The sequence below is a fragment of the Pseudomonas sp. FP2309 genome, from assembly GCF_030687575.1.
GTDB lineage: Bacteria > Pseudomonadota > Gammaproteobacteria > Pseudomonadales > Pseudomonadaceae > Aquipseudomonas.
In genome coordinates this window covers 3,327,074-3,352,641 of the sequence record NZ_CP117439.1, presented here as the reverse complement: position 1 = coordinate 3,352,641, position 25,568 = coordinate 3,327,074, and the positions used below count along the sequence as shown (strand labels likewise).

23 protein-coding genes and 1 pseudogene are annotated in these 25,568 nt (G+C 62.1%); 20 read left to right on the top strand and 4 right to left on the bottom strand.

Annotated features, from left to right (window positions below; genetic code table 11):
• The first annotated feature begins 33 nt into the window (after nucleotides 1-33).
• The 6 genes from PSH59_RS15230 to PSH59_RS15205 all read left to right on the top strand — a co-directional run bounded on the left by PSH59_RS15230 (nucleotide 34) and on the right by PSH59_RS15205 (nucleotide 6,517).
• Nucleotides 34-783, top strand: a complete 750-nt coding sequence (locus PSH59_RS15230) for a hypothetical protein (RefSeq protein ID WP_305393078.1) — start codon at nucleotides 34-36, stop codon at nucleotides 781-783.
• A gap of 151 nt (nucleotides 784-934) precedes the next feature.
• Nucleotides 935-1,204: a hypothetical protein gene (locus tag PSH59_RS15225; protein ID WP_248079409.1), complete on the top strand. Its 270-nt coding sequence runs from the start codon at nucleotides 935-937 to the stop codon at nucleotides 1,202-1,204.
• Nucleotides 1,205-1,317: 113 nt separating this feature from the next.
• Nucleotides 1,318-2,631 (top strand): PAS domain-containing methyl-accepting chemotaxis protein, encoded by a 1,314-nt coding sequence (locus PSH59_RS15220; RefSeq protein ID WP_248079407.1) that lies wholly within the window; start codon nucleotides 1,318-1,320, stop codon nucleotides 2,629-2,631.
• A 175-nt stretch (nucleotides 2,632-2,806) separates the two neighbouring features.
• Nucleotides 2,807-4,918 (top strand): TonB-dependent receptor domain-containing protein, encoded by a 2,112-nt coding sequence (locus PSH59_RS15215; RefSeq protein WP_305393077.1) that lies wholly within the window; start codon nucleotides 2,807-2,809, stop codon nucleotides 4,916-4,918.
• Nucleotides 4,919-5,045: 127 nt separating this feature from the next.
• A complete protein-coding gene (locus tag PSH59_RS15210; protein ID WP_305393076.1) occupies nucleotides 5,046-5,588 on the top strand; it encodes a sigma-70 family RNA polymerase sigma factor in 543 nt (180 codons plus the stop codon).
• Nucleotides 5,585-6,517 (top strand): FecR family protein, encoded by a 933-nt coding sequence (locus tag PSH59_RS15205; RefSeq protein WP_305393075.1) that lies wholly within the window; start codon nucleotides 5,585-5,587, stop codon nucleotides 6,515-6,517. Before PSH59_RS15210 ends, PSH59_RS15205 begins: the two co-directional genes overlap by 4 nt.
• A 1-nt stretch (nucleotide 6,518) precedes the next feature.
• Here PSH59_RS15205 and PSH59_RS15200 read toward each other — a convergent pair whose 3' ends face one another.
• Nucleotides 6,519-8,339 carry a sigma-54-dependent Fis family transcriptional regulator gene (locus PSH59_RS15200; RefSeq protein WP_248079399.1) on the bottom strand — a complete coding sequence of 607 codons (1,821 nt, stop codon included), beginning with the start codon at nucleotides 8,337-8,339 and terminating at the stop codon, nucleotides 6,519-6,521.
• A gap of 248 nt (nucleotides 8,340-8,587) precedes the next feature.
• Here PSH59_RS15200 and PSH59_RS15195 point away from each other — a divergent pair, with 248 nt between their 5' ends.
• The 10 genes from PSH59_RS15195 to PSH59_RS15150 all read left to right on the top strand — a co-directional run bounded on the left by PSH59_RS15195 (nucleotide 8,588) and on the right by PSH59_RS15150 (nucleotide 19,553).
• Nucleotides 8,588-9,682 carry an ABC transporter ATP-binding protein gene (locus tag PSH59_RS15195; protein WP_248079397.1) on the top strand — a complete coding sequence of 365 codons (1,095 nt, stop codon included), beginning with the start codon at nucleotides 8,588-8,590 and terminating at the stop codon, nucleotides 9,680-9,682.
• Nucleotides 9,682-10,779: an ABC transporter ATP-binding protein gene (locus PSH59_RS15190; RefSeq protein WP_248079395.1), complete on the top strand. Its 1,098-nt coding sequence runs from the start codon at nucleotides 9,682-9,684 to the stop codon at nucleotides 10,777-10,779. Before PSH59_RS15195 ends, PSH59_RS15190 begins: the two co-directional genes overlap by 1 nt.
• Nucleotides 10,776-11,642, top strand: a complete 867-nt coding sequence (locus tag PSH59_RS15185) for a carbohydrate ABC transporter permease (protein WP_003174635.1) — start codon at nucleotides 10,776-10,778, stop codon at nucleotides 11,640-11,642. Before PSH59_RS15190 ends, PSH59_RS15185 begins: the two co-directional genes overlap by 4 nt.
• A gap of 10 nt (nucleotides 11,643-11,652) precedes the next feature.
• Nucleotides 11,653-12,453, top strand: coding sequence for a carbohydrate ABC transporter permease (locus PSH59_RS15180; protein WP_003174634.1), 801 nt, complete (start codon nucleotides 11,653-11,655; stop codon nucleotides 12,451-12,453).
• An 11-nt stretch (nucleotides 12,454-12,464) separates the two neighbouring features.
• Nucleotides 12,465-12,737, top strand: coding sequence for a DUF2160 domain-containing protein (locus PSH59_RS15175; RefSeq protein ID WP_003232363.1), 273 nt, complete (start codon nucleotides 12,465-12,467; stop codon nucleotides 12,735-12,737).
• Between the two features lie 32 nt (nucleotides 12,738-12,769).
• Entirely contained in the window at nucleotides 12,770-14,512 is a 1,743-nt protein-coding gene (locus PSH59_RS15170; RefSeq protein ID WP_248079393.1) for an ABC transporter substrate-binding protein, read from the top strand.
• Between the two features lie 248 nt (nucleotides 14,513-14,760).
• Nucleotides 14,761-16,140, top strand: a complete 1,380-nt coding sequence (locus tag PSH59_RS15165; protein WP_305393074.1) for an iron-containing redox enzyme family protein — start codon at nucleotides 14,761-14,763, stop codon at nucleotides 16,138-16,140.
• Nucleotides 16,141-16,150: 10 nt separating this feature from the next.
• The gene (locus PSH59_RS15160; RefSeq protein ID WP_248079389.1) at nucleotides 16,151-17,095 is read left to right on the top strand and encodes a class I SAM-dependent methyltransferase; all 945 of its coding nucleotides are present in this window, start codon (nucleotides 16,151-16,153) and stop codon (nucleotides 17,093-17,095) included.
• A gap of 6 nt (nucleotides 17,096-17,101) precedes the next feature.
• Nucleotides 17,102-18,220, top strand: coding sequence for a carboxylate-amine ligase (locus PSH59_RS15155; RefSeq protein ID WP_305393073.1), 1,119 nt, complete (start codon nucleotides 17,102-17,104; stop codon nucleotides 18,218-18,220).
• An 85-nt stretch (nucleotides 18,221-18,305) separates the two neighbouring features.
• The gene (locus tag PSH59_RS15150; RefSeq protein WP_305393072.1) at nucleotides 18,306-19,553 is read left to right on the top strand and encodes a zinc-dependent alcohol dehydrogenase; all 1,248 of its coding nucleotides are present in this window, start codon (nucleotides 18,306-18,308) and stop codon (nucleotides 19,551-19,553) included.
• 72 nt (nucleotides 19,554-19,625) lie between these two features.
• On the opposite strand, the gene PSH59_RS15145 is transcribed toward PSH59_RS15150, so the two are convergent.
• The gene (locus PSH59_RS15145) at nucleotides 19,626-20,057 is read right to left on the bottom strand and encodes a hypothetical protein (protein WP_248079383.1); all 432 of its coding nucleotides are present in this window, start codon (nucleotides 20,055-20,057) and stop codon (nucleotides 19,626-19,628) included.
• A gap of 154 nt (nucleotides 20,058-20,211) precedes the next feature.
• Nucleotides 20,212-21,000: a helix-turn-helix domain-containing protein gene (locus PSH59_RS15140; RefSeq protein ID WP_305393071.1), complete on the bottom strand. Its 789-nt coding sequence runs from the start codon at nucleotides 20,998-21,000 to the stop codon at nucleotides 20,212-20,214.
• 85 nt (nucleotides 21,001-21,085) lie between these two features.
• Here PSH59_RS15140 and PSH59_RS15135 point away from each other — a divergent pair, with 85 nt between their 5' ends.
• Complete coding sequence (locus PSH59_RS15135; RefSeq protein WP_248079379.1) at nucleotides 21,086-22,084, top strand: bile acid:sodium symporter family protein; 999 nt, start codon at nucleotides 21,086-21,088, stop codon at nucleotides 22,082-22,084.
• Nucleotides 22,085-22,308: 224 nt separating this feature from the next.
• The gene (locus PSH59_RS15130) at nucleotides 22,309-23,496 is read left to right on the top strand and encodes a sugar transporter (protein ID WP_305393070.1); all 1,188 of its coding nucleotides are present in this window, start codon (nucleotides 22,309-22,311) and stop codon (nucleotides 23,494-23,496) included.
• A 43-nt stretch (nucleotides 23,497-23,539) separates the two neighbouring features.
• Here PSH59_RS15130 and PSH59_RS15125 read toward each other — a convergent pair.
• Nucleotides 23,540-23,782, bottom strand: a pseudogene (locus PSH59_RS15125) (helix-turn-helix domain-containing protein); the annotation flags it as partial.
• Nucleotides 23,783-23,849: 67 nt separating this feature from the next.
• Between PSH59_RS15125 and PSH59_RS15120 the strand changes: the two are divergent.
• The gene (locus tag PSH59_RS15120) at nucleotides 23,850-24,194 is read left to right on the top strand and encodes a hypothetical protein (RefSeq protein ID WP_248079373.1); all 345 of its coding nucleotides are present in this window, start codon (nucleotides 23,850-23,852) and stop codon (nucleotides 24,192-24,194) included.
• A gap of 54 nt (nucleotides 24,195-24,248) precedes the next feature.
• Nucleotides 24,249-25,157 (top strand): glutaminase B, encoded by a 909-nt coding sequence (glsB, locus tag PSH59_RS15115; RefSeq protein ID WP_248079370.1) that lies wholly within the window; start codon nucleotides 24,249-24,251, stop codon nucleotides 25,155-25,157.
• Nucleotides 25,158-25,568 lie beyond the last annotated feature (411 nt).

The window sequence follows — 25,568 nt, the reverse complement described above, 5'->3', positions numbered from 1 at the left end:
CCCGTGAGGGCAGATGAACCAGTTTGGGTGCCGATGGACCGCACGTTTTCTTATTTCTACATTCGTCCCCTGCGCCAGTCGTGGTTGCTGGCTGCCGTTTTAATGCTCGTTGCCACCGGTTGCACCCAGCAACAGGGGCGTGACATTGCCAAACAGTTCAGCAACGGCAAGCCCGACGAGTTCTTTCAAACCAGTGTCGATCGCATGGCAACCCTGGGCATGCGCGACAACCTGCAAAGCCTGTATCTGCTGATGAGCAAACTCTATCTGCGTAACCCCAACCAGTGGCGGCAGTCGGGTTACCCGGATGCGGCGAGTGCCGAGCGCGAAATTCGTCGGGCGATCGAGCAGCGTCAACCGTTGCAGGCGCTGGGCGATCGGCGCGATCTGGTGGCCTTGAGTTACTCCTTGAGCCCCGAGTTCAAAGGCGATCGGGTTGGCGCGTTTATCTACGCGATTGGCAGCATGCTGGTGACGGCACACGGTGGCCGCACCGAGTTCTACATGACCGATTCGATCAACCCACAGTTCGTCAGCAATGCGGCACGCAATATCGAGAAGGCCACGTGGCTGCTCAGCAAGCGTCAGGATGCCAACGGCGTGTTGCTGCTGTTTTCCAATGAGATCTCGGAGGAGGGCAGTAACCTCAGTTTTGCCGTGGAGTTCGGCAAGATCGTCGCGCGGCTTGATCTGCTGACGCAAATGCTTGATGAGCGCTATCGACGTATCGGCCTCAACTACGCGCAAAGCCTGCTGTTGATGAATTTCCTGCCGGTGCAGTAAGGGTGAACATCGGCAGATAAACGTTGATGATCAATCCCTGTGCGGTATTTCCTTTCTATCTGTAGGAAGCGGCCGATCTTGGGTCCGCGCGCTTGAATCACGCGGACGTCGGCAATAGCCTCGGACTTTTCCGAAAATATGAGGCCCTACCTTGGGTAAGCGAAAAACGGTGTGGCCGACGGATCGCGAAATACGCCTGCGCTTTATCCTCTTTGCGGTGATCGACGCCGCCAGTGCCGAGGGCGTTGCTGCCGAGTTGTTGTTACCTGCACACAAGCTGCTGCGCGAGTCGCCGACCGAGGCGCAGTTATTGAGTGCCCTTGGGCGAATACTGGCGGCCGATGAGATGTACGGCTTTCGGTTTGCGCCGGGCTCTGAGGCCGATGAGTTGATGCTGGCTTTGGAGTGGCCCGCTGGCTAGTTTCTATCGTGGCGCTCGGTAGTAACAAAAGGCCAGCAGGACTGTTCTTCGGTCTATGCTTAAGCCGCAGGCCCAACGGCCGATGCAGTGATGACCACCTCAGGGACGCCGCTATGTTTAATCGCCGCTTGAAGAAGGATCTACAGGACCGTGACGATGAGCTGTTCCACTTGCGACAGCTCGTCGCGCAATGCGATCGAGGGATGCTTTCCATCGACCTCGACGCTGAATTCCGGGTTACCGCCGTCAACGAAGGCTTCGCCCGTGCGCTGGGCTATTCCCGTGAACAATTACAGGGCCGCTTGCTGGCTGAGATTGTTCCGGCTTACGTCAAGGACTTGCCCTGCTTTCATAATTTAGGTGCGGCGATCACACGCCTGGAACCGGTGACCGACGATTACCGTTTTTTGCGCGTCGACGCCAGCCTGGCCTGGATCAACCTCACTTGGTGCCCGATCCACGGGCGTGATGGTCGGCTGTCACATATCCAGGGCTACGGCGCCGAGGTCAGCCGCGCCATCGAAAAAGCCAAGGAAAACGAAGCGTTCATCAACGCGTTAATCCGCTCGACGGCCGTCATTCAGTTCAAGTTGGACGGCACCGTGGTCACTGCCAATACGCAGTTTCTCGACGCCATGGGTTATACGCTCGATCAAATCGTCGGCAAAAAACACAGCCTGTTTTGTACTGCCCAAGAGGCCGCGTCGCCGGGGTATGCGGGATTCTGGCAGACCCTCAACCGTGGCGAATTTGTCGCCAGTCGCTTCAAGCGCGTGGACAGTCGCGGTAATGAAGTCTGGCTCGAAGCCACCTATAACCCGGTGCACGATGCGGAGGGCAACCTGTGCAAAGTGGTCAAGTTTGCCAGTGTGGTCACTGATCAGGTGTTGAGGGAATCGGAGGTCAAGGAGGCAGCTGGCGTGGCCTATGAGGTATCACTACAAACAGACGTCACCGCAGAGCGCGGCGCGGCGGTGGTGCAGAACACGGTGCAAACCATGCAGAACATTGCGTCGCAGATGCAATCGGCCACCGGCAGCATTGAGGCCCTGGGCAAACAATCGCTGTTGATCAGCGCCATTGTGCAGACCATCGGCGGCATCGCTGCGCAAACCAATCTGTTGGCGCTCAACGCTGCGATCGAGGCCGCCCGAGCCGGTGAGCAGGGGCGTGGCTTTGCAGTCGTGGCCGATGAGGTCCGGCAATTGGCCAGCCGCACCAGTACCGCGACCGAGGAGATCGTCACGGTGGTGCAACAGAACCAGCGCCTTGCCGACGAAGCCATTAACGAGATGTTCAGCAGCCGTGAACAGGCCGAGCAAGGCCTGACCCTTGCCAACCAGGCCGGCGCCGTTATCACCGAGATCCAGGGCGGCGCCAAGCAGGTGGTGAACGCAGTCGGACGTTTCGCGAACGAGCTTCGATAAGGGCTGCTGGGTTGTACGTAACCCATCCTTTCCAACTTCAAGCCTTCGGTGATCGTGCGCCGGGCAATAGGTGCTGATCCGTTAACAGGCGTGACTTGCCGGGCATCGCTGGCTTCCCATCACTGTTCGCGTGCTGGGCCAGGCTCCTCACGCCCCGCATTCCAAGGATCTATCCATGCTGCTGCGCCACCCTCCGTTCCTGTTTGCCGTCCTTACCTTAAGCACCCTGGCGCACGCCGAAGACCTGCAATTGGCGCCGGTTGAAGTCACCGCCGCTGAGGCCAGTGCAGGTGAAGTGGCCCAGGCCCAGCTCAAGAGCGTGCCCGGTGCCAGCAATTACATCGATATGAGCAGCGTGCAGCAGGGCCGGGTGAGTACCAACGAGGACGTGTTCAAGTACCAGCCCGGCGTCTACGCCAAGGCGGCGAACAACGAGGGCGTAAAACTGTCCATTCGCGGTTCGGGCCTGAACCGCAGCCCCGGTGCCCACGGCTCCGGGCTCTATGAAATGTTCGACGGCCTGCCGCTCACCGGCCCTGGCGGCACGCCCTATGAGCTCAAGGACCCGCTGTGGCAAAGCCGTGTGGAGGTGTTGCGCGGTGCCAACGGTTTTGACCAGGGCGCGCTGGCCCTGGGTGGCGCGGTCAACTACGTGACGCACACCGGCTACGATGCGCCCAAGCTGCAGGTGCGCTATGAGGCGGGCAGTCGTGGCTATGCCCAGCGCGAGATCAGTTCCGGCCAAGTGCTGGGGGACGCCGACTACTACATCAGCCTGACCGACTCGGCGTCCGACGGTTATCAGCGCCAGAGCGCGGCCACCGGCAAAGGCGTGGCGGCCAATTTCGGCTACCGCTTCAACCCTAACCTGGAAACCCGTTTCTATTTGCGCTACCGCGAAACCACCAACGACACCCCTGGCAAGCTCACCCGCGACCAGATCAGCCACGGCCCGCGCGCGGCCAACAGCCTCAACGCCGCCCGTGACTCAAAGCGCCTGCAACCCGGTTCTACCTGGATCGCCAACAAAACCACCCTGCAACTGGACGATAATTCGCGCCTTGAGCTCGGCCTGGCTTACCACGATTACCCGATGGACCTGCGCGAAGGCAGCATCCGCCTGAAAGTCGCCTACACCGACGTGAGCAGTACCCTCAATTACATTCGCCAGGACAGCCTGTTCGGACACGACAGCAAAACCACCGTTGGCCTGCGCACCACCCAGGCGATGCCCAACAACGGCGGTGCCGAGTACGTGCGCATCCCCGCCGGCAACACCGCCAACTATGCTCCCGGCACTAAGACCCGCGACTACAGCTACCTGGGCTCCGACACCGTGCTGCATATCAGCAACGATTTGGAACTGGTGCCCGACCTGTGGTTGACCACCGGCCTGGCGGCGATCTACACCCGCCGCGAAACCCAGGTCAGCTACCCCGAAGGCCAGGCGCCGCTCAGCCAGCACGACTGGGACTACGCGCCGCGCATGGGCTTGCGTTATGACGTCAACCCGCAATTGCAGGTGTACGGCAACCTGAGCCGCTCGGTCGAACCGCCCCATGCGTGGTCAATGATCTGGGGTTCCAACAAGTACTTCACCAGCGGCCCTGCCAAAGGCATGGCACGGGAAGGCGTGAGCCTGAAAAACCAGACCGCCACCACCCTGGAAGTCGGCGGGCGCGGCGAAGCGTGGCTCGGTCAATGGGACCTGGCGCTGTACCGCTCCGAAGTGCGCCATGAATTGCTCACGGTGGAAACCCAGGCCCAGACGCTTACCAGCAACGCAATCGTCGCCGAGGCCAACGCCAGCCCCACGGTGCACCAAGGCGTGGAACTGGGCCTGCTCAGCCCGCTGTGGGAGGGCGGCCGCAATGGCAGGCTTGACCTGCGCCAGGCGTATACCTTCAGCGACTTCCACTACCGTGACGACGACCGTTTCGGCGACAACACCTTGCCGGGTATCCCCGCGCACTACTACCAGGCGCAATTGCGCTACAGCCACCCGACAGGGTTTTACACCAGCCTCAACACCGAGCACTCATCGCGGGTAGCGGTGGATTACGCCAACTCCTACTACGCGGCGGCTTATACGATTGTTGGCACAACCTTCGGCTACGACGCGCCAGGGCAGGACTGGCAAGCCTGGGTCGACCTGCGCAACCTCACCAACCGCCGCTACGCCAACACCGTCACGCCGGGGTATGACGACAACGGGTTGGACGCAGCGCGCTCTACACCCGCCGATGGGCGTGGCTTCTACACCGGCGTCTCGTGGCGCTGGCGCTGAGCCCGCTCGCCCCAAAAAACTCCGCAGACGACGAAGAAGGGGCGGCCGAGAGCCCCTTGCTCCGTGCGCGTTTTACTGGCATTGTTCACGCAATTGGTAACATTTCCCATTTGAGAAATTTTTGCGCATGCATGACATTCCGGCCGCGCTGGGCGACTCCGCGCGTCAGCAGACCCTTACGGCGATGTACCGCGAGCACCACGGCTGGTTGCACGGCTGGCTGCGCAAAAAACTCGGCTGCTCCCAGCACGCCGCCGACCTGGCCCACGATGCGTTTATCCGCGTTCTGATGCTGGCCGAACCGCAAACCATCAAAGAACCTAGGGCGTTCCTGGCCACCACGGCGGGGCGTCTGTTGATCGACGGCGCGCGTCGACGTCGAATCGAAAAAGCCTACATGCAGGCGTTGGCCATCAGGTGCGAAGACGCCGGCATGCCCGACCCTGCGGCGATCCATGTGGCCCTGCAAGCCCTGGAACGCATCGCCGAAATGCTGGTTGGGCTGCCAACCAAAACCCGCGAGGCATTCCTGTTGAGTCGCCTCGATGGGTTGACCTACAGCGAAATCGCCGTGCGCCTGGACGTGTCCGCCAGCACGGTCAAAAACTACATCTCCAGCGCTCTGGTGCACTGCTATCACAGTCTGCACGCCGCCGACCCGCTGCCATGAGTACCGAGCACATTATCCAGCAGGCGGCGGACTGGCTCACACGTCTGCACGACGAAGACGTCACCGACGCCGACCGCCACGCCTTCGATGCCTGGTGCCAGGCCGACCCGCGTCATGCGGTGGCGATCGAACGCATGCGCGCCCTGTGGGGCAGCCTCGATACCTTGCCCGCGCAACCGGCGCGCCTGGCCCTTAACCGCGCGTTTACCGCGCAACGTCCGCGCAGTGCGCAGGTGCTGGGCTTGCTCGGCGTGTTGCTGTGCGGCTGGCAGGCCTTCGAGCACCTGCCGGTGTGGATGGCGGACCAGCGCACCGGCGTCGGCGAGCGTCGCCAGATCGCCCTCGACGATGGCAGCAGCTTGCAACTCAACAGCAACTCGGCGGTGGATGTGAAATTCGACGGTCACCAACGGGTGATCGAACTGCTGCAAGGCGAGCTGTGGGTGGACGTGGCCAAGGACGCACAGCGGCCATTCGTGGTGCGCACCGACCAAGGCACGGCGACGGCGCTGGGTACCCGGTACCTGGTCAAGCGCGCGGCGGACGGCGCCACGGTGGTCACGGTGATCGAGTCCAGCGTGGCGGTCAAAGGTCAAGCCGAGGAGGGCGTCAAGGTGGCCGCCGGCCAGCGTGCGATCCTTGAACATGGCCACGCCATGGCGGCGCAAGCCACCGGCAATGCCGACCCGGACGCCTGGACCCGTGGCTTGCTCAAGGTTAACGATCAGCCCCTGAGCGAGGTGTTGCAGACGCTGGCCAGTTACCGCCATGGCATGGTGCGCTTCGACCCCCAGGCCCTGGGCGATTTGCGCGTGTCCGGGGTGTTCAGGCTCGATGACACGGCGGCGGCCCTGTCGGCATTGGCCGATAACCTGCCGATTCAGGTGGAGTACTTCACCGACTTGCTGGTGGTGGTCAAACCGCGCTGACTCAGCCCCCCTGCTGGCGCAGGCGTTTGTACAAGGTGTTACGGCTCACCCCCAGCTCCCGTGCCAGGTGGGAAATATTGCCGCCGGCCGCCTTTAAGCGCTGACTCAGGTCAATGCGCTCGTCCAGGTACTCACCGGCCGGCGGCGGTGGCGGGGCGAGGTTCAGGTCGACGAAAAAATCATCCGGCAGGTGCTCCGCTCGGATCGGCTGCTCCTCGGCCATCGCCAGTGCCACCTGCAACACGCTGCTGACCTGGCGCAAATTCCCTGGCCACGGATGCTGCTCGAACAATGCCAGCACCTCAGCGCTCAAGCCGGCCCACTGCGTGGGCTCGCGGTGCTGCTGCCACAGTTGCTGGAACAACGCCTGCTTGTCGGTGCGCTCGCGCAACGGCGGCAGTTCCAGGGTCAGGCCGCCGATACGGTAGTACAAATCCTCTCGAAAACGCCCGGCCTGTACCAACTCACGCAGTGCGCGGTTAGTCGCCGAGATAATGCGCAGGTCCACCGGGAACAGCTCGCTGCTGCCCACCGGCTGCACGCAGCGTTCCTGCAATACCCGCAACAGGCGGGCCTGGGTCGCCAGCGGCATATCGCCGATTTCGTCGAGAAACAGCGTGCCCTTGTCGGCCTTGCGGATCAGGCCGATGCTGCCTTTTTGATTGGCGCCGGTGAACGCGCCTTTTTCGTAGCCGAACAGTTCCGATTCCACCAACTCAGCGGGAATCGCCGCACAGTTCACCGCGATATACGCTTTTTGGCTGCGCGAACTGGCTTGGTGCAGGGCTTTGACGAACACCTCTTTGCCCACCCCGGTTTCGCCATGGATCAGCAGCGGAATGTCTTTTTCCAACAAGCGCTCTGCCTGGCGCACGGCCTTTTCCACGCGCACATCACCAAAATGCAGGGTCTTGAGGCCAATCGCCGTCGGTTTTGGCTGCGCAGGCTCAGTGAACACGCGGGCCTGCATCGGCACCTGCTGGGGACGCTTCAACACACACTGGAAGCGATTGCGTCCCGCCGCCTGCAACGAAAACGGCAGACCCTCCGGCTGGTTCAGCAATTCCAGCAACGACACCTTGAACAGGCTGTCGATCATCACCCGCGACAGGCTGATGCCCAGCAGGTTGTCGGCGCGACGGTTGGCCGACAGCACCTGGCCGCTTTCATCAAAGATCAACAGCCCGGCCCACTGACTGTCGAGGTTGCTCAGGCCGGTATTGAAGGTCAGTTGAAAGTGTTCACCGCGAAACAGGTTGAGGATCAGCCGGTTTTCCACGGTCTGGCTCATCATTTTGACCATGCCCAGGGTGTGGGAGGGCGGCAGGTAGCTGTCACTGGACACGTCCAGCACCGCGATGATTTCACGCTGCGCATCAAAGATCGGCGCCGCCGAGCCGGTCATGAAGCGGTTGGCCTTGAGGAAGTGCTCGTCGTGCTCGATATGCACCGCCTGAGCGCAGGCCAGTGCGGTGCCGATGGCGTTGGTGCCGCTGCAGCGTTCCTTCCAGCTGGCGCCAGCGCTGAACCCGCGGGCCAGCTTGGGCTCGATAAAGCGTTGGGTGCCCCACGACGTCAGTACCTGGCCCTGATTGTCGGCCAGCATGATCAGGCAATTGGAATTGCTCAGGATGTTCTCGTAGTAGGGCAGGACCTCCTGGTGGGTGGTCTGCACCAGCGAATGCTGGCTCTCCAGCAGTTGGCTGATGCCCTCGGCCGGCAATGGATCAAAGCTGGGCGTGCTCTGGTGGTCCAGGCCAAACGCGCGGCAACGGCGCCAGGAGTCCTGGATGATGGTGTCGTGGGGCAAGGGTTCGGCCATGGGGGCGACCTTCTGTTTTTATTGTTTTTATGGGCCCCCGCCGGCGCGGGGGCCTAATTAGTGTTGTTCAGGACTGTTCATTGTCAACCCCCGGATTGTTCAGTTGTTCAGCCTGGCTTGTTCATTTGTGTTCACTGTTGAACATGCAATTCAAGCTATTTCCTTATGGATCAATCACCTGCCGCTTTTGGCACGAAACTCGCTCTGACGACTGGCCAGATTCATTCCAATAATAAAAAGGTCGTGTCATGTCATTGACCCTGGAACATGTCTCCCGCGTCGTCGAAGGCCAAACCTGGATCGACGACGCCACCCTGCGTTTCGAGCCCGGCTCCTTCAACGTGCTGCTGGGCCGCACCCTGTCCGGCAAGACCAGCCTGATGCGTCTGATGGCCGGCCTGGACAAGCCCGACAGCGGCCGCATCCTGATGAACGGCGTCGACGTCACCCACAAGCCGGTGCGCCTGCGCAACGTGTCGATGGTGTATCAGCAGTTCATCAACTACCCCACCATGACCGTGTTCGAGAACATCGCTTCGCCTTTGCGCCAGGCGGGTGTGGCAGATGAAATCATCCGCAGCAAGGTGCAGGAAACCGCCCGGATGCTGCGTATCGAGAAGTTTCTCCAGCGCCACCCGCTGGAACTGTCCGGCGGTCAGCAGCAACGCACGGCCATGGCTCGCGCGCTGGTCAAGGACGCTGAACTGATTCTGTTCGACGAGCCTTTGGTGAACCTGGACTACAAACTGCGTGAAGAACTGCGTCAGGAAATGCGCGAGCTGTTCCAGGCCCGTCACACCATCGCCATCTACGCCACCACCGAGCCCAACGAAGCCCTGGCCCTGGGCGGCACCACCACCATTCTTCACGAAGGCCGGGTGATCCAGAGCGGCAAGGCCGCCGAGGTCTACCACCAACCGCAGAGCGTGCTCGCCGCCGAGCTGTTTTCCGAGCCGCCGATCAACCTGATGCCGGGGCGGATCAGCGGCAACGAGGTGAGCTTCGCCAATTTCGTGCACTTTCCGTTGAACGTCGACCTGCGTCCCATCGGCGAAGGCGAGTTCCGTTTTGGTGTGCGCCCCAGCCATATCAGCCTGGTGCCGAGCAACGACGATGATCTGGAGCTGGCGGTAACGGTGGAAGTCGCCGAGATCAGCGGCTCGGAAACCTTCCTGCATGTGCGCAGTGAGCATTTCCTGTTGGTGCTGCACCTGCCGGGGGTGCATGAGTACGACGTCGACGCGCCGATCCGCGTGTATATCCCCACCCATAAATTGTTTGTGTTCGATGGCCAGGGCCGTTTGGTCCAGGCCCCCGGACGCCGTGTCGCGAGGGTTGCCTGATGGCCGAGATCCATTTGCAGAACCTGGCGCACAGCTACAGCGCCACGCCCAGCGGCCCGGAGGACTACGCGATTCGGGAAATGAACCACGTGTGGGAGCAGGGCGGTGCCTACGCCTTGCTCGGGCCGTCGGGTTGCGGCAAGTCGACCCTGCTCAATATCATCTCGGGCCTGCTCAGCCCCTCCGAGGGCCAGGTGCTGTTTGACACCCAGGTGGTCAACGACCTCACGCCGGAAAAGCGCAACATCGCCCAGGTGTTCCAGTTCCCGGTGGTGTACGACACCATGACGGTGTTCGACAACCTGGCCTTCCCGCTGCGTAACCAGGGCATGGCCGAGGCGAAAATTCACAGCAAGGTGCAGGAAATCGCCGAAGTCCTCGACCTGCAAAACCTGCTGACCAAAAAAGCCCGCAACCTCACCGCCGATGAAAAACAGAAAGTCTCCATGGGTCGCGGCCTGGTGCGCGACGACGTATCGGCGATCCTGTTTGACGAACCGCTGACGGTGATCGACCCGCACCTCAAGTGGAAACTGCGGCGCAAGCTCAAGCAGATCCACGAGCAGTTCAACATCACCATGGTCTACGTCACCCACGACCAGCTTGAGGCGTCTACCTTCGCCGACAAGATTGCGGTGATGTACGGCGGGCAGATCGTGCAATTTGGTACCCCGCGGGAACTGTTTGAGCGACCCAGTCACACCTTTGTCGGCTATTTCATCGGCAGCCCTGGGATGAACCTGATCGAGGTCCAGGCCGAGGCGGGCGGCGTGCGGTTTGCCGGCACTCATCTGCCATTGCCCGAGGCCATGCAGCAACGTCTTGCGGCGATGGACTACCGCAAACTGCAGGTCGGCATCCGTCCGGAATTTATCCACGTGTGGGACGAGCACAACCCCGACGCGTTGCAGGCTGATGTCACACACCTGGAAGACCTCGGCACCTACAAGATCATCACCCTCAACCTCGATGGCGCCCCCCTGAAAGTACGCCTGGCCGAAGACAAGCCGGTGCCCGAGGGCAAGGCCTCGATCAGCTTTCCCGCGCAATGGTTGATGCTCTACGCCGACGATTACCTGCTGGAGGTGCTGCCATGAACAAGGTGCAGAACAACAAGGCCTGGTGGCTGGTACTGCCGGTGTTCCTGCTGGTGGCGTTCAGCGCGGTGATCCCGATGATGACCGTGGTCAACTACTCGGTGCAGGACATTTTCGACCAGTCCAGCCGCTACTTCGTCGGGGCCGACTGGTACAAGCAGGTGCTGCTCGACCCGCGTCTGCATGACTCGCTGCTGCGCCAGTTCATCTATTCGGCCTGCGTGCTGCTGATCGAAATCCCGCTGGGCATCGCCATTGCCCTGACCATGCCGACCAAGGGCCGCTGGTCGTCGCTGGTGCTGATCGTGCTGGCCATTCCGCTGCTGATTCCCTGGAACGTGGTGGGCACCATCTGGCAGATCTTCGGCCGTGCCGATATCGGCTTGCTCGGCTACAGCCTCAACGCCCTGGGCATCAGCTACAACTATGCGGCGAACACCGCGGACGCCTGGGTCACGGTGCTGGTGATGGACGTGTGGCACTGGACGTCACTCGTCGCGCTGCTGTGCTACTCGGGGCTGCGGGCGATTCCGGACGTGTACTACCAGGCCGCGCGGATTGATCGTGCGTCGGCCTGGGCGGTTTTCCGACATATCCAGTTGCCCAAGATGAAGAGCGTGCTGCTGATCGCGGTGATGCTGCGCTTTATGGACAGTTTCATGATCTACACCGAGCCGTTTGTACTGACCGGTGGTGGGCCGGGGAACGCGACCACCTTCCTCAGTCAGACCCTGACCCAGATGGCGGTGGGCCAATTCGACCTGGGCCCGGCTGCGGCGTTTTCCCTGGTGTACTTCCTGATCATCCTGTTGGTGTCCTGGCTGTTCTACACCGCCATGACCCACTCCGACGCCAACCGCTGAGGCCGCCAACATGAGCAAGCGCAAGGTTATTCCGCTGCTGATCTACATCCTGTTCCTGCTGGTGCCGATTTACTGGCTGCTGAACATGTCCTTTAAGAGCAACACCGAAATCCTCGGCGGGCTGACGCTGTTTCCGCAGGACTTCACCCTGGCCAACTACAAGGTGATCTTCACCGACCCCAGTTGGTACACCGGCTACCTCAACTCGCTGTACTACGTGAGTCTGAACACGGTGATCTCCCTGAGCGTGGCGCTGCCGGCGGCCTACGCCTTCTCGCGCTACCGTTTCCTGGGTGACAAGCACCTGTTCTTCTGGCTGCTGACCAACCGCATGGCGCCACCGGCGGTGTTTTTGCTGCCGTTCTTCCAGCTGTATTCGTCCATCGGCCTGTTCGATACGCACATCGCCGTGGCGCTGGCCCACTGCCTGTTCAACGTGCCGTTGGCGGTATGGATTCTTGAGGGCTTCATGTCCGGCGTACCCAAGGAAATCGACGAAACCGCCTACATCGACGGTTACTCGTTCCCCAAGTTCTTCGTGAAGATTTTCATCCCGTTGATCGGCTCCGGCATCGGTGTGACCGCGTTTTTCTGCTTCATGTTTTCCTGGGTCGAACTGTTGCTGGCGCGCACCCTGACCTCGGTCAACGCCAAGCCGATTGCTGCCGTGATGACCCGAACAGTGTCGGCGTCGGGTATCGATTGGGGCGTGCTGGCGGCGGCGGGGGTGTTGACCATCCTGCCGGGCATGCTGGTGATCTGGTTTGTTCGTAACCACGTGGCCAAGGGCTTTGCCCTGGGCCGGGTCTAGAGGAATCGATGATGGAATGGATGGCCTGGACCACCCCGACTGCGCTGTTCTTCGGTGGCATCGCCCTGATTCTGGCGGGCATGACCACCTGGGAACTGCGTTCGCCGAGCATTCCCCGGCGCGGTTTTTTACCGATCAGCACCACCCGTGGTGATCGCTTGTTTATCGGTCTTCTCGGCAGCGCCTACCTGCATTTGCTGGTTATTGGTGTTACCGACTGGAGCATCTGGGTGGCGTCCGCGCTCTCCCTGGTATGGCTGTTGAGTGTGATGCGTTGGGGCTAGTCCCCTTATGAATAAACAACCTGGAGGTCTCTATGTTGAATAAGAACAATAAGCTGCGACATAGCATTTCATTGGCCGCCGTACTGGCTCTGAGCGGTTTGAGCGCCACGGCCTGGGCCGATGCGTACGAAGATGCGGCGAAAAAATGGATCGGCAGCGAGTTCAAACCGTCCACCCTCACCGAAGCCCAGCAACTCGAAGAGTTGAAGTGGTTTATCAAGGCGTCGGAACCGTTCCGCGGGATGAAGATCAACGTGGTGTCGGAAACCCTCACCACCCACGAGTACGAGTCCAAGGTGCTGGCCAAGGCCTTCACTGAAATCACCGGGATCAAGCTGACCCACGACCTGCTGCAGGAAGGCGACGTGGTGGAGAAGCTGCAAACCCAGATGCAGTCGGACAAGAACATCTATGACGGCTGGGTCAACGACTCCGACTTGATCGGTACGCACTTTCGCTACGGCAAGACCGAATCGATCACCGACCTGATGGCCAACGAGGGCAAGGCCTTTACATCGCCGACCCTGGACCTCAAGGACTTTATCGGCCTGTCGTTCACCACGGCGCCGGACGGCAAGATCTACCAGTTGCCCGACCAGCAATTCGCCAACCTCTACTGGTTCCGCGCCGACTGGTTCGAGCGTCCGGAGCTTAAAGCCAAGTTCAAGGAAAAATACGGTTACGACCTGGGTGTGCCGGTGAACTGGTCGGCTTATGAAGACATCGCCAAGTTCTTCAGCGAAGACGTCAAGGAAATCGACGGCAAGCGCGTTTATGGGCACATGGACTACGGCAAAAAAGACCCGTCCCTGGGCTGGCGTTTCACCGATGCCTGGTTCTCCATGGCCGGCGGTGGCGACAAGGGCCTGCCCAACGGCTTGCCGGTGGACGAATGGGGCATTCGCGTGGAGGACTGCCACCCGGTGGGCTCCAGCGTCACTCGCGGCGGCGACACCAACGGCCCGGCCGCGGTGTTTGCCACGCAGAAATATGTGGACTGGATGAAAGCCTACGCGCCACCGGAAGCGGCGGGCATGACCTTCTCCGAATCCGGGCCGGTGCCTTCCCAGGGCAACATCGCCCAGCAGATCTTCTGGTACACCGCGTTCACCGCCGACATGGTCAAGCCAGGCCTGCCGGTAGTGAACGCCGACGGCACGCCGAAATGGCGCATGGCGCCGTCGCCGGTCGGACCGTATTGGGAAAAGGGCATGAAGAAGGGGTATCAGGACGTAGGCTCCTGGACCTTCCTCAAATCCACGCCTGAGAAACAAAGGCTGGCGGCCTGGCTGTACGCGCAGTTCGTCACCTCCAAGACCGTCTCGCTGAAGAAAACCATCGTGGGGCTGACGCCGATTCGTGAATCGGATATCAACTCCCAGGCCATGACCGACATGGCGCCGAAACTCGGGGGGCTGGTGGAGTTTTACCGCAGCCCGGCCCGCACCGAGTGGTCGCCGACCGGCACCAACGTGCCGGACTACCCACGCCTGGCGCAACTGTGGTGGAGCAACATCGCCTCGGCCGCCAGCGGCGAGAAGACCCCGCAACAGGCGTTGGATAACCTGGCCAAGGAACAGGACGCGATCATGACGCGCCTGGAACGCTCCAAAGTGCAACCGGTGTGCGGCCCGAAAATGAACCCCGAGCGTGACGCGCAATACTGGTTCGACCAGCCGGGTGCGCCTAAGCCGAAACTGGCCAACGAAAAGCCAAAAGGCGAGACCGTGACCTACAGCGACCTGCTTAAGTCGTGGGAGGCGGCGCGTAAGTAATAGCGCCAGGCAGTGAAGGACAGAACGGCACGCTTGCGTGCCGTTTTTTTGTTCGTGGGTGAAGGTGCCTGCCTTTCATCTGCAGGGTGGTAAAACCCATTGACCGCTTATCCCCACTGTCACAAACCCGATTGAATTTTCTCCACCCGCCCATGCTCTTCCCTATAGAAGCGCCGCACAGCGCGCGCTCTTGCGGGGCCTTCATGCCATAAGGCCAGGTTGTATAGGACATTGCGGGAACTGCCATCATGACGCTATTAACGGCGCTGTCGGGCCAACCGGCTTCTGTGCATCACTCGGGCTGCGGCGACTGTCAGCGAGTCTATCAACAGCTGTATGGCGAAGCGCCGGACGCTTGCGCACTGGCGCGCGAGTTCCTGCACACGCAGCTGGCGCAGGTCCAGGACGCGGCCTGTGAGCTGCCCGACGAGCCGGACCATTTGTTTGCCTGGGTCGAGCAGCGTTGCGCCGCCGTCGCCCAGGCCTATGCCGACTACCTTGAGCAGCGCCAGCAAGGCCGGCCGCGTCGTTACTTTCGCAACAAGGCCCATGCGCTGTATGTGCTGCAACGTGTGGCGCCGACCAAGCAGGTCGATGGCGCGTGGCTCTATGGGTTGCTGCGCCACTGGCAGGACCAGCGCTTCGACGGCCTGCTCACCACCTACCTCGAAGAGCTGGGCGATGGCCAGGCCGCGCAGAACCATGTGGTGATCTACCGCAAGTTGCTCAGTGAGCACGATGCCGACAGCGAGGCGGGCCTGGAGGATGAGCACTACCTGCAAGGCGCGCTGCAACTGGCCCTGGGCTTGTGCGCCGATGAGTTCCTGCCGGAGGTCATCGGCTACAACCTGGGCTACGAGCAGTTGCCGCTGCACTTGTTGATCACCGCCTATGAGCTGAGCGAGTTGGGCATCGACCCTTACTACTTCACGCTCCACGTGACCATCGACAATGCCAGCAGTGGCCACGCCTGCAAGGCGGCACAGTCGGTCCTGAACCTGCTGCCACTGGGCGAGGGCAGGGCGGACTTTTACCGGCGCGTGGCTCAGGGCTATCGCCTGAATGATTTGGGTGCGGGCACCACGGCGGTGATCGACCGCTTCAACCTGTTGGACGAAGTGGTGGCAATGCTTGAACGCAAGCGCACCTTCGGCCAACACATGCATTCAGACTATTGCCGCTTCGAGGGCAAGACCGTCAATCAATGGCTGGCGACGCCGGGGCAGATCCCGGATTTTCTGCGCGCCTTGCAGGACAAGGGCTGGATCAAACTCAACCAGAACCCCGCCGACAGCCGCTTCTGGCAGCTGATCGAAGGGGCGGGCGCGGCGATGTTCGGTGTGTTCAGCGGCTATGAAAAACAACTGCTGCATGACTGGATCGCCGGTGACTGGGTCAGCGAGCAACGCGTTCCACCCGCCAGGCCGGGACGCGGCAGCCCGTTTGCACGCGAGCAGCAGCGCCCGGCAGACCCGGATACCCAGGCGCTGGTGGAGTCGCTGAGTAACCTGCCCGACGCACAACAGCTCAACGCGCTGATCCCGTGGCTGTCGGCCCGCCGTCATTGCACCCCGGCCGGCCTGTACGCCACCCGCCGTTTTATCCAACTGCGTGCGCGTCTGCGCTAAGGAACCGCTCATGTCTGCACAACAACTGGCCGACCGCGCCTTACTCAACCTGGGCAAAGGCCTGAAAGAGAGCGGCTACCGCTTTGTCACCCCCACGCCCTTGACCCACGAACGGGTGTACCGGCGGCTGGCGACCCCGCTGGCAATGAACCTGCGCGATGTGTTCGGCTGGTCGATGCCTTTTGAGCATGACCTGCTGCCCGCTGCCTTTCGTGATGAGCTGCAGCAAGCGGACGTGATCGAAAAACACGACGCGCTGTGGCGCAGTACCGTGCGCTGGTCGAGCCTCGGGGATTTGTTGTTTGCGCATTCGCCGTACCCCACCACCCAGGCGGATGCGGTGTTCTTCGGCCCCGACAGCTACCGGTTCGCCCAGGTGATCCAGGCCCATCTGCAACAGCGTTTCGAACCGATCAAGTGCGCCGTCGACATTGGCTGCGGCGCAGGTGTGGGCGCCCTGGTCATCGCCCAGGCGCGGCATGACGCGCAGGTGCTCGCGGTGGACATCAACCCGCGCGCCCTGCGCATGACCGCGGTGAACGCCGAGCTGGCCGGGCTGGATAACGTCAGGGTGTACCAGAGCGACCTGCTGGCGAGCCTGGACGGCACGTTCGATTTGATCGTCGCCAACCCGCCCTACATGAACGACGACCGTCAGCGCGCCTACCGGCATGGCGGCGGTGCATTGGGTGAGCACTTGTCGGTACGCATCGTCGGCGAGTCCCTTGGGCGCCTGACCCTGGGCGGCAGCCTGGTGCTCTATACCGGGGTGGCGATGGTGGCCGGCGGCGATCCGTTTCTGGAAGCGGTCGAGCCGTTGCTGGCCAGCGATGCCTTCGGCTGGACCTACCGCGAACTGGACCCGGATGTCTTCGGTGAAGAACTCGACAAACCCGGCTATGAGCGCGTGGAGCGGATCGCCGTGGTCGCGCTCACCGTGACCCGCTTGCGCTGACCGCCCATGCTCACCTTCGGCATTGAAGAGGAATACTTCATCACCGACCTGCACAGCCGTCGCATGCTCAGCGAGCCGCCGGCCGCGGTATTGGCGGCGTGTCAACGGGCGATCGGCGCGGGGTTTGCCTTCGAGATGTTCCAGGGGCAGATCGAAGTCGCGTCGCCGGTATTCAAGGCCAGTCGCGAAGCCGCCGATTACCTGGCCACCGTGCGGCATAACCTGGCTGAGTCCCTCGGCGAATTCGGCCTGGGCATTGTCTGCGCCGGCAGCCATCCCCTCACGGCCTGGCGTGACCAGGCACCCACCGCGCAGGCGCATTTCGAGTGCCTGTTCGAGGACATCCAACACGTGGCGCGCCGCAGCGTGTTGTGCGGGCTGCACGTGCATGTGCAGGTGCCGGCGCAGGTGGACCGCATAGCGGTGATGAACGAAGTGTCACCGTGGCTGCCGTTGCTGCTGCTGCTCAGTTGTTCGTCGCCGTTCTGGGAGGGCGTGCCCAATGGTTTCATGAGCTACCGCCAGGCCGCCTGCGACGAGTGGCCACGCATGGGCGTGCCGGAGCATTTCGAGGATTGGGCGGCCTACCAGCGCTACCTGGCGTTGATGCAGCGCGTGGGTGCGATCAAGGCTGACGGCAACGGCTGGTGGGGGATTCGCCCGGCGGCGCGTTATCCCACCCTGGAACTGCGCATGACGGACGCCTGCCCCCGGCTGGAGGACGCACTCCTACTGGCGACGCTGTTTCGTGTAATGGTCACCCATGCCTGCGGGATGCCTCGGCCCGGCGCCCTGTTCACCGCCCAGACCCGTTGGCTGCTCAAGGAAAACCGCTGGCAGGCCAAGCGCTACGGTACGGCGGGTACTTTCGCCCTGGACGACCAAGGCACCACCGGCGCCGCCGAACAGCTGTTACAGCGCGCGGCACAACGCTTCCAGACGACCGCCGAGGCCATGGGCGAACCCTTGTTGTTCGAGCACGCCCTGGCGCTGTTGCGGCGCGGCAACAGTGCGGTGGATCAACTGAAGTGTTTCGCCGACGCCTCTGCCACGGACGCGGACGCGCATGCGGGGCTACAGGCAGTCGTCGACCGCTTGCTTGCCCAAAGTCGTGGCGACCTTTGATCGGCTGGCTGCGAACGCCAACGGAACACTTGCCATCACTGCTGCCCCTAATGACTGACTCTACTCAATAACCGGAGTGCAGCCCATGCGAGCCATGACGTACCAAGGCGCCCATAAGGTGCAGGTGGACACCGTCCCCGACCCCATCATCGAACAACCCGACGACATTATTCTGCGGGTCACCGCCACCGCTATCTGCGGCTCTGACCTGCACCTGTACCGCGGCAAGATCCCCACCGTGGAGCATGGCGATATATTCGGCCATCAATTCATGGGCATCGTCGAAGAAACCGGGCCAGGGGTGACAGCGGTCCAACGCGGTGACCGCGTGGTGATCCCGTTCGTGATCGCTTGTGGTGAGTGTTTTTTCTGCCAGTTGCAGCAATTCGCCGCCTGTGAAACCACTAACGACGGGCGCGGCGCGATTCTGAACAAAAAGGCGATCCCGCCGGGTGCTGCGCTGTTCGGCTACAGCCGCCTGTATGGCGGCATTCCGGGTGGTCAGGCCGAGCTGGTAAGGGTGCCTAAAGCCAACACCGGGCCGTTCAAAGTGCCCGGCGTGCTGGCGGATGAAAAGGTGCTGTTTCTATCCGACATTTTGCCCACCGCCTGGCAGGCCGTGACCAACGCCGGTATTGGCCAGGGCTCCAGTGTGGCGATCTATGGTGCCGGGCCGGTCGGGTTGCTGAGTGCAGCGTGCGCGCAGATGCTGGGCGCCGAGCAGATCTTCATGGTTGACGATCACCCGTATCGGCTGGCCTATGCGCAGAAGATGTACGGCGTGATCCCGATCAACTTCGAAGACGACGATGATCCCGCCGACACCATCATCCGCCAGACCGCCGGCATGCGTGGCGTCGATGGCGTGGTGGATGCCGTCGGCTTCGAAGCCAAGGGCAGCACCACCGAGACCATCCTCACCACCCTCAAGATCGAAGGCAGCAGCGGCAAGGCCCTGCGCCAATGCATCGCCGCCGTGCGCCGGGGTGGGGTGGTCAGCGTGGCGGGTGTGTATGCGGGGTTCATCCATGGGTTCATGTTTGGCGACGCGTTCGACAAGGGCCTGACCTTCAAGATGGGCCAGACCCATGTGCAGCGCTTTCTACCGGAACTACTGGAGCACATTGAACTGGGGCGTTTGAACCCGGAGGCGATCGTCACCCATCGACTGTCACTGGAACAGGCGGCGCGGGGCTATGAGCTGTTTGATAAAGCCGAGGAGGAGTGCCGCAAGGTGATTCTGGTGCCAGGCATTGAGGATCGGCCGCTGACCGAGCCGCTGGACGAAGAACTGACGCCCGGGTTCCGCGTACAGGGCGTGCCCGGTTTCTAGGCCACAGCGCGCTGTGAATGTGGGAGGCGTTGTGCTCCCACAGTTGCGCTATAGCGTTGTGATCGACTCGTATCAGGCCAGCGCCTGTGGCTGAATGCGCAGCTCACCGTCGACATCCTTGACCAGCCCACTGGCCAGAAACAGCGGCGCCAGGCGCTTGTGCAATTGCGGTTCGACAAACTCCTTCACCGTGTCCAGCGCCAGTGCGCCGCTGGCGGGCAGCTCTGCTTTGGTGTACGACAACCACGCTTTCTTCAGCGCCATCAGCACATCGCTGCCAGCCGTGGAGGCAAAGCGGCGGTGGCCGGGTTTGCCGTCGAAGGTGAAGGTGTGCTGGAACTCATAGCCAGTTTCATTTCCACTGCCCGCAGTGCAGCGGATGCAGGTGCAGAGGCCGTCGCCGAAGGCGCTGCGCAGGTAGGCGTTGAAGTCCACCACGGGCTTGAGTGACAGGCGCTTATCGACCTCGAACAGGTCCCCGGTCATTTTTTCGTCAGTGTTCAACGGGCAGTTCCTCGCGGGTTACGGCAGTTTTTTCAAAGCGCGGCACCATACCAGCCGTACGCGGGTTTGGGGGTATTTGCATCACAAATAGATGCGCGCTGTTGCCGCCCGCCGTTGCTGAAGCGAGCAGCGAGGCCCTGGGTGGCGGTGGCGGCTAGCGGAAAAACTCACCGGGTGTGGCATCAAACTGCTGGCGAAATGCATTGATGAAGGCTGACGTCGACTCATAGCCGCACCCCAGCGCCACGTCCGTGACCCGTTCGCCTCGCTCCAGGGCGGGCAGTGCGCTGAGCAGGCGCAAGCGTTGGCGCCAGGCGCGGAAGCTCAGGCCGGTGTCTTTTAGAAACAAGCGGCTGAGGGTTTTTTCGCTGAGTCCCAGTTTCTCGCTCCATTGGCCCAAGGTGGTCTGTTGTTCCGGGCGCAGGCTCAGGCTGCGGTAGATCTGGCGCAAGCGTGGCTCGTGGGGCAGCGGCAGCATCAAATCCACCTGGGGCGCGGCGGCGAGTTGGTCGAGGATCACCTGGGCCAGCCGTCCATCCGGGCCATCCTCGGCATATTCCACCGGCAGCTCACTGAAACTGCGGATCAGCTCGCGCAGCAGGCTGTTCACCTGCAACACATGACAGTGCTCAGCCGCCCAGGCGGTGACGCTGCAATCAAGGTACAGGCTGCGCATCTCGGTGTGCGGTGCGCTGTACACGCGGTGCGGCATGCCAGCGGGGATCCATACCGCCCGTTGCGGCGGTGCGACAAAGCGCCCGGCGCTGGTCTGGATCTCCAGCACCCCCGAAATCGCGTAAGACAATTGCACCCACGGGTGGCTGTGGCGGCGGGTCAACGCACGATTGGGCAGCGATTCGGTACGCCCATACACCGGACGCGGCAGGCTGGAGAGCCCGGGAATGCTGCGGCGAACGGTCTTATCGTGTCCTTTAGGCGGCATTTACTGGCTCATTGGCGTTAGTCGGTAACAAGCCGTTACGTTAGAGTCGCGGTGACGCTCTTGGCAACCCCTGGAAGATCCGCTTATGACTCGCCCCCGTTTCCTGCCTGACAACTTCACCCTGACGCTGATCGCCACGGTGGCCCTTGCCTCTTTGCTGCCCGCCAGCGGCCAGACCGCCGTGGCGTTTGGCTGGGTGACCAACCTGGCCATCGCGCTGCTGTTTTTTTTGCACGGCGCCAAGCTGTCGCGCCAGGCCATCGTGGCCGGGGCCGGCCACTGGCGCTTGCACCTGCTGGTGTTCAGCCTGACGTTCGTGCTGTTCCCATTGCTGGGCCTGGCACTTAAGCCGGTGCTGTCGCCGTTGATCGGCAAAGACCTGTACATGGGCATGCTCTACCTCTGCGCATTGCCGGCCACCGTGCAATCGGCGATTGCCTTTACGTCCCTGGCACGCGGCAATATCCCGGCGGCGATTTGCAGCGCGGCGGCGTCCAGCCTGTTCGGGATCTTCCTCACGCCGTTGCTGGTGACGCTGTTGCTCAACGTGCACGGTGAAGGCGGCTCCACCGTCGATGCCATCGTGAAGATCAGTGTGCAACTGCTGCTGCCGTTCATTGCCGGGCAAATCGCCCGTCGCTGGATCGGTGCATGGGTGGGCCGCAACAAGACCTGGCTCAAGTTCGTCGACCAGGGCTCGATCCTGCTGGTGGTCTACGGCGCGTTCAGCGAGGCGGTCAACGAAGGCATCTGGCATCAGATTCCGCTGTGGGAACTGGGCGGCCTGGTGGTGGCCTGCTGCGTGTTGCTGGCGCTGGTGCTGGTGGCGTCGACCGTGCTGGGCAAGGTGTTCGGCTTTAACCAGGAAGACCGCATCACCATCCTGTTCTGCGGCTCGAAGAAAAGCCTGGCCACCGGCGTGCCCATGGCCCAGGTGCTGTTTGCCGGGGCGAGCATGGGCGTGTTGATTCTGCCGTTGATGCTGTTTCACCAGATTCAATTGATGGTGTGCGCGGCGTTGGCGCAGCGCTATGCGAATCGGCCGGAAAGCATCCCGGAGTTGATGGGGCAGGTGGAGCCTTAGGTTGGCGAATCACCTCAAGTTTGCGCACTGAAGGTCGATCTCTTGCTTACCAGCCCAAGCAGGAGCGTCGACGAAGGGGGGGGACGCTGTCTTCGCCCTGAGCGGTTGGCCGTCGAATCTTCACGGATCAGCGCCTACACCGCGGCGAGAAACCTATAGAATGCTTGGCGGCGGCGCTTGTCCTGGGTGGCCGTTCGATCATCGCTAGAGTACTTCGCCGTTAAATGAGCCAGTCAGCCGCAACCCCTCAAGCCAATTGGCAACCGGTCATCGCCCTCGCGCTGGCCGCCTTTGTGTTCAATACCACCGAATTCGTGCCCGTCGGGCTGCTCAGCGCCATCGGCGCCAGCTTTGACATGCAGGTGTCCAGCGTCGGCCTGATGCTCACCATTTATGCCTGGATCGTGTCCCTGACCTCGCTGCCGGTGATGCTGCTGACGCGTAACGTCGAGCGGCGCAAATTGCTGATCGTGCTGTTCGCTCTGTTTATTGCCAGCCATATCCTGTCCAGCGTGGCCACCAGTTTTGGCCTGCTGATGGTCAGCCGGGTCGGCATCGCGCTGGCCCATGCGCTGTTCTGGTCGATCACCGCGTCCCTCGCAGTGCGCCTGGCGCCAGCCGGCAAGCAGGTACAAGCCCTCGGGCTGCTGGCCACCGGCACGTCGCTGGCGATGGTGCTGGGCATTCCCCTCGGCCGTCTGCTCGGCGAAGCCATGGGCTGGCGTACCACGTTCCTGGTGATCGCCGCGTTCGCGGGAGGCCTGGTGTTCTGGCTGGCGCGCACGTTGCCGCTGCTGCCGAGCCAGAACTCCGGTTCGCTGCGCAGCCTGCCGCTGCTGTTCAAACGCCCGGCGCTGGTGGCGCTCTACGTGCTCACCGCGCTGACCGTGACCGCGCAATTCACCGCCTACAGCTACATCGAACCGTTCGTCGAAGGCGTTGCCGGCCTGGGTGGCAGCGCGGTCACCCTGATCCTGCTGGTGTTTGGCGGCGCGGGCATTATCGGTTCGCTGCTGTTCAGCCTGGTGCACCGCTTTAACCCGCACCTGTTCGTGGTCGGCGCGGTGTTTATCCTCACCGCGTGCCTGGCGCTGATGCTGCCGTTGAGCGGTGCCGAATCCTACCTGGTGGTGTTGAGCGTCTTCTGGGGCATGGCGATCATGGGCTTCGGCCTGGCCATGCAGTCCAAAGTACTGGTGCTGGCCCCGGACGCCACCGACGTCGCCATGGCGATGTTCTCGGGCATCTACAACATCGGCATCGGCGGCGGCGCCCTGATGGGCAGCTGGGTCGGCAGCCACTTCGGCTTCGCCTGGATCGGCGCGGCGGGCGGGTTGCTGGCGGCGCTGGCGTTGGGTGGGTATTGCCTGGCGATTCGGCGGTTTGGGACGGGCGTGGCACGCAGCGAATAGCCTCCCACCTTTCGATCACAGCCGCCTGGGCGACCTTGGGTCGTCAGTGGCTGTCTTTGAGCGCAATCGTCGGGGCGGTCGCGCCGACAGCCCCGGCCCGGTCCGCCAGGAAACGCGCCGGCGGCTGGCCCACGGTTTTGCGGGACATGGTGATAAAACCGCTGGCGTTTTCATAACCCAGGTCCAGGGCCACGCGTTGCACACTGTCGCCCTTGGCCAGGCGTTGCACTGACAGGATCACAGGCAACTCCCGACGCCCGCGGCCGAAACTCAGGCCCAGTTCCTTTGAGCGGTGCAGACCACCGGCATCTGGACTACTTTGATTGACGAGTGATCCTACCCGGTACTGACCCATGCACACGTTTTGGAAGCGTTACCTGGCCCTGTTGGAAAATGACCTGAGCACGCAGATTTTCGACAACGTCAAGAACCTGCTGGTCTGTGCGCTGCTGTTTGCCGCAGGCACCAATGCACTGCTGGGCCAGCAGGTGTTGTTCGTTGGGGTGTTTGCGTCCGGCGTGGCGGGGTGGGGGCTGATTGTGCTGTCGGCGGTGCTGATGTTGCTGAACGTGAGCGATGGCATTCGCCGGCTCGCCAAGCTGCGCTATCACTTGGCGTTGCAGCTGTTGTTGATCCTGATTTATCTGGTGGTGGCCGAGCGGGTGGTGGAGATTGTGTGGGGCTTTCGCGCCCATTGAAGTATCCTCCGCGCCCCGCTATCACTGATTCAAACCAAGATGACAGGACAAGACATGCAGGCGCTGCTGGAGTCGATCCTCGACGAAGTGCGTCCATTGATCGGCCTCGGCAAAGTCGCCGATTACATCCCCGCCCTGGCCCATGTACCGGCCAACCAACTCGGCATCGCCGTGTACGGCAACGACGGCTCGGCCTACCGTGCCGGCGACGCCGATACGCTGTTCTCAGTGCAGAGCATCTCCAAAGTGTTCAGTCTGGTGCAGGCCATCGACCACGGTGGCGAGAGCATCTGGGAACGCCTGGGCCATGAGCCGTCGGGGCAGCCGTTCAACTCGCTGGTGCAACTGGAGTTCGAAAGCGGCCGCCCGCGTAACCCGTTCATTAACGCCGGCGCGTTGGTGATCTGCGACATCAACCAGTCGCGCTTTGCGGTGCCGATCCTGTCGATGCGCGACTTCGTGCGGCGCCTGTCGGGCAACCCGCATATCCTGGTCAACAGTGTTGTCGCCGACTCCGAAGCCCAGCACGGCGCACGCAGCGCGGCCATGGCTTACCTGATGAAATCGTTCGGCAACTTCCACAACGATGTGCATGCGGTGCTGCACAGCTACTTCAACTATTGCGCCTTGCAGATGAGCTGCCTGGACCTGGCCAAAGCGTTCAGCTTCCTGGCCAACGAGGGCACCAGCGCCCACAGCGGCGAACAGATCCTGAGCCCACGCCAGACCAAGCAAGTCAACTCGATCATGGCTACCAGCGGGCTCTACGACGAGGCGGGCAATTTTGCCTACCGCGTCGGCTTGCCGGGCAAGAGCGGGGTAGGGGGTGGCATTGTCGCGGTGGTGCCAGGGCAGTTCACGGTGTGCGTGTGGTCGCCGGAGCTGAACGCGTCGGGCAACTCCCTGGCGGGGATCAAGGCGTTGGAGTTGTTGAGTGAGCGGATTGGGTGGTCGGTGTTTTGAGTGGGTTGAGATCGTTCCCACGCTCTGCGTGGGAATGCACCCCGTGACGCTCCGCGTCACCATTGCGCACTCTTCGAACTTCACACTGGCCGGCGGGACGCGGAGCGTCCCAGGCGGCATTTCCACGCAGAGCGTGGGAACGATCATTGGGTGTCATGCGGCTGGATGGGCGTCATCCAGTGCTTTGTCCACCAACAGTTGCACACAGCGTTCGCGGTCAAACGAAGAGGGTGGCAGCTGTACGCGGGTTGACCGACCAGTTGTCAACGAACCCGGCATACCCGAAGGTATCCCGCGCACAACTGCCGCGACACGATACCTCAGGCACAAAAAAACGCCTGGGATAGGGGCAGGGCGTAGCAGTTCGTTAAGAAGGCCGGACGGTCAAATCCGGTCGCTGAATTGGCAGCG

Coding starts and splice junctions, on each gene's coding strand:
- PSH59_RS15230 (WP_305393078.1), top strand. CDS start 34: ATGGACCGCACGTTTTCTTATTTCTACATTCGTCCCCTGCGCCAGTCG.
- PSH59_RS15220 (WP_248079407.1), top strand. CDS start 1,318: ATGTTTAATCGCCGCTTGAAGAAGGATCTACAGGACCGTGACGATGAG.
- PSH59_RS15215 (WP_305393077.1), top strand. CDS start 2,807: ATGCTGCTGCGCCACCCTCCGTTCCTGTTTGCCGTCCTTACCTTAAGC.
- PSH59_RS15210 (WP_305393076.1), top strand. CDS start 5,046: ATGCATGACATTCCGGCCGCGCTGGGCGACTCCGCGCGTCAGCAGACC.
- PSH59_RS15205 (WP_305393075.1), top strand. CDS start 5,585: ATGAGTACCGAGCACATTATCCAGCAGGCGGCGGACTGGCTCACACGT.
- PSH59_RS15200 (WP_248079399.1), bottom strand. CDS start 8,339: ATGGCCGAACCCTTGCCCCACGACACCATCATCCAGGACTCCTGGCGC.
- PSH59_RS15195 (WP_248079397.1), top strand. CDS start 8,588: ATGTCATTGACCCTGGAACATGTCTCCCGCGTCGTCGAAGGCCAAACC.
- PSH59_RS15190 (WP_248079395.1), top strand. CDS start 9,682: ATGGCCGAGATCCATTTGCAGAACCTGGCGCACAGCTACAGCGCCACG.
- PSH59_RS15185 (WP_003174635.1), top strand. CDS start 10,776: ATGAACAAGGTGCAGAACAACAAGGCCTGGTGGCTGGTACTGCCGGTG.
- PSH59_RS15180 (WP_003174634.1), top strand. CDS start 11,653: ATGAGCAAGCGCAAGGTTATTCCGCTGCTGATCTACATCCTGTTCCTG.
- PSH59_RS15175 (WP_003232363.1), top strand. CDS start 12,465: ATGGAATGGATGGCCTGGACCACCCCGACTGCGCTGTTCTTCGGTGGC.
- PSH59_RS15170 (WP_248079393.1), top strand. CDS start 12,770: ATGTTGAATAAGAACAATAAGCTGCGACATAGCATTTCATTGGCCGCC.
- PSH59_RS15165 (WP_305393074.1), top strand. CDS start 14,761: ATGACGCTATTAACGGCGCTGTCGGGCCAACCGGCTTCTGTGCATCAC.
- PSH59_RS15160 (WP_248079389.1), top strand. CDS start 16,151: ATGTCTGCACAACAACTGGCCGACCGCGCCTTACTCAACCTGGGCAAA.
- PSH59_RS15155 (WP_305393073.1), top strand. CDS start 17,102: ATGCTCACCTTCGGCATTGAAGAGGAATACTTCATCACCGACCTGCAC.
- PSH59_RS15150 (WP_305393072.1), top strand. CDS start 18,306: ATGCGAGCCATGACGTACCAAGGCGCCCATAAGGTGCAGGTGGACACC.
- PSH59_RS15140 (WP_305393071.1), bottom strand. CDS start 21,000: ATGCCGCCTAAAGGACACGATAAGACCGTTCGCCGCAGCATTCCCGGG.
- PSH59_RS15135 (WP_248079379.1), top strand. CDS start 21,086: ATGACTCGCCCCCGTTTCCTGCCTGACAACTTCACCCTGACGCTGATC.
- PSH59_RS15130 (WP_305393070.1), top strand. CDS start 22,309: ATGAGCCAGTCAGCCGCAACCCCTCAAGCCAATTGGCAACCGGTCATC.
- PSH59_RS15120 (WP_248079373.1), top strand. CDS start 23,850: ATGCACACGTTTTGGAAGCGTTACCTGGCCCTGTTGGAAAATGACCTG.
- glsB (WP_248079370.1), top strand. CDS start 24,249: ATGCAGGCGCTGCTGGAGTCGATCCTCGACGAAGTGCGTCCATTGATC.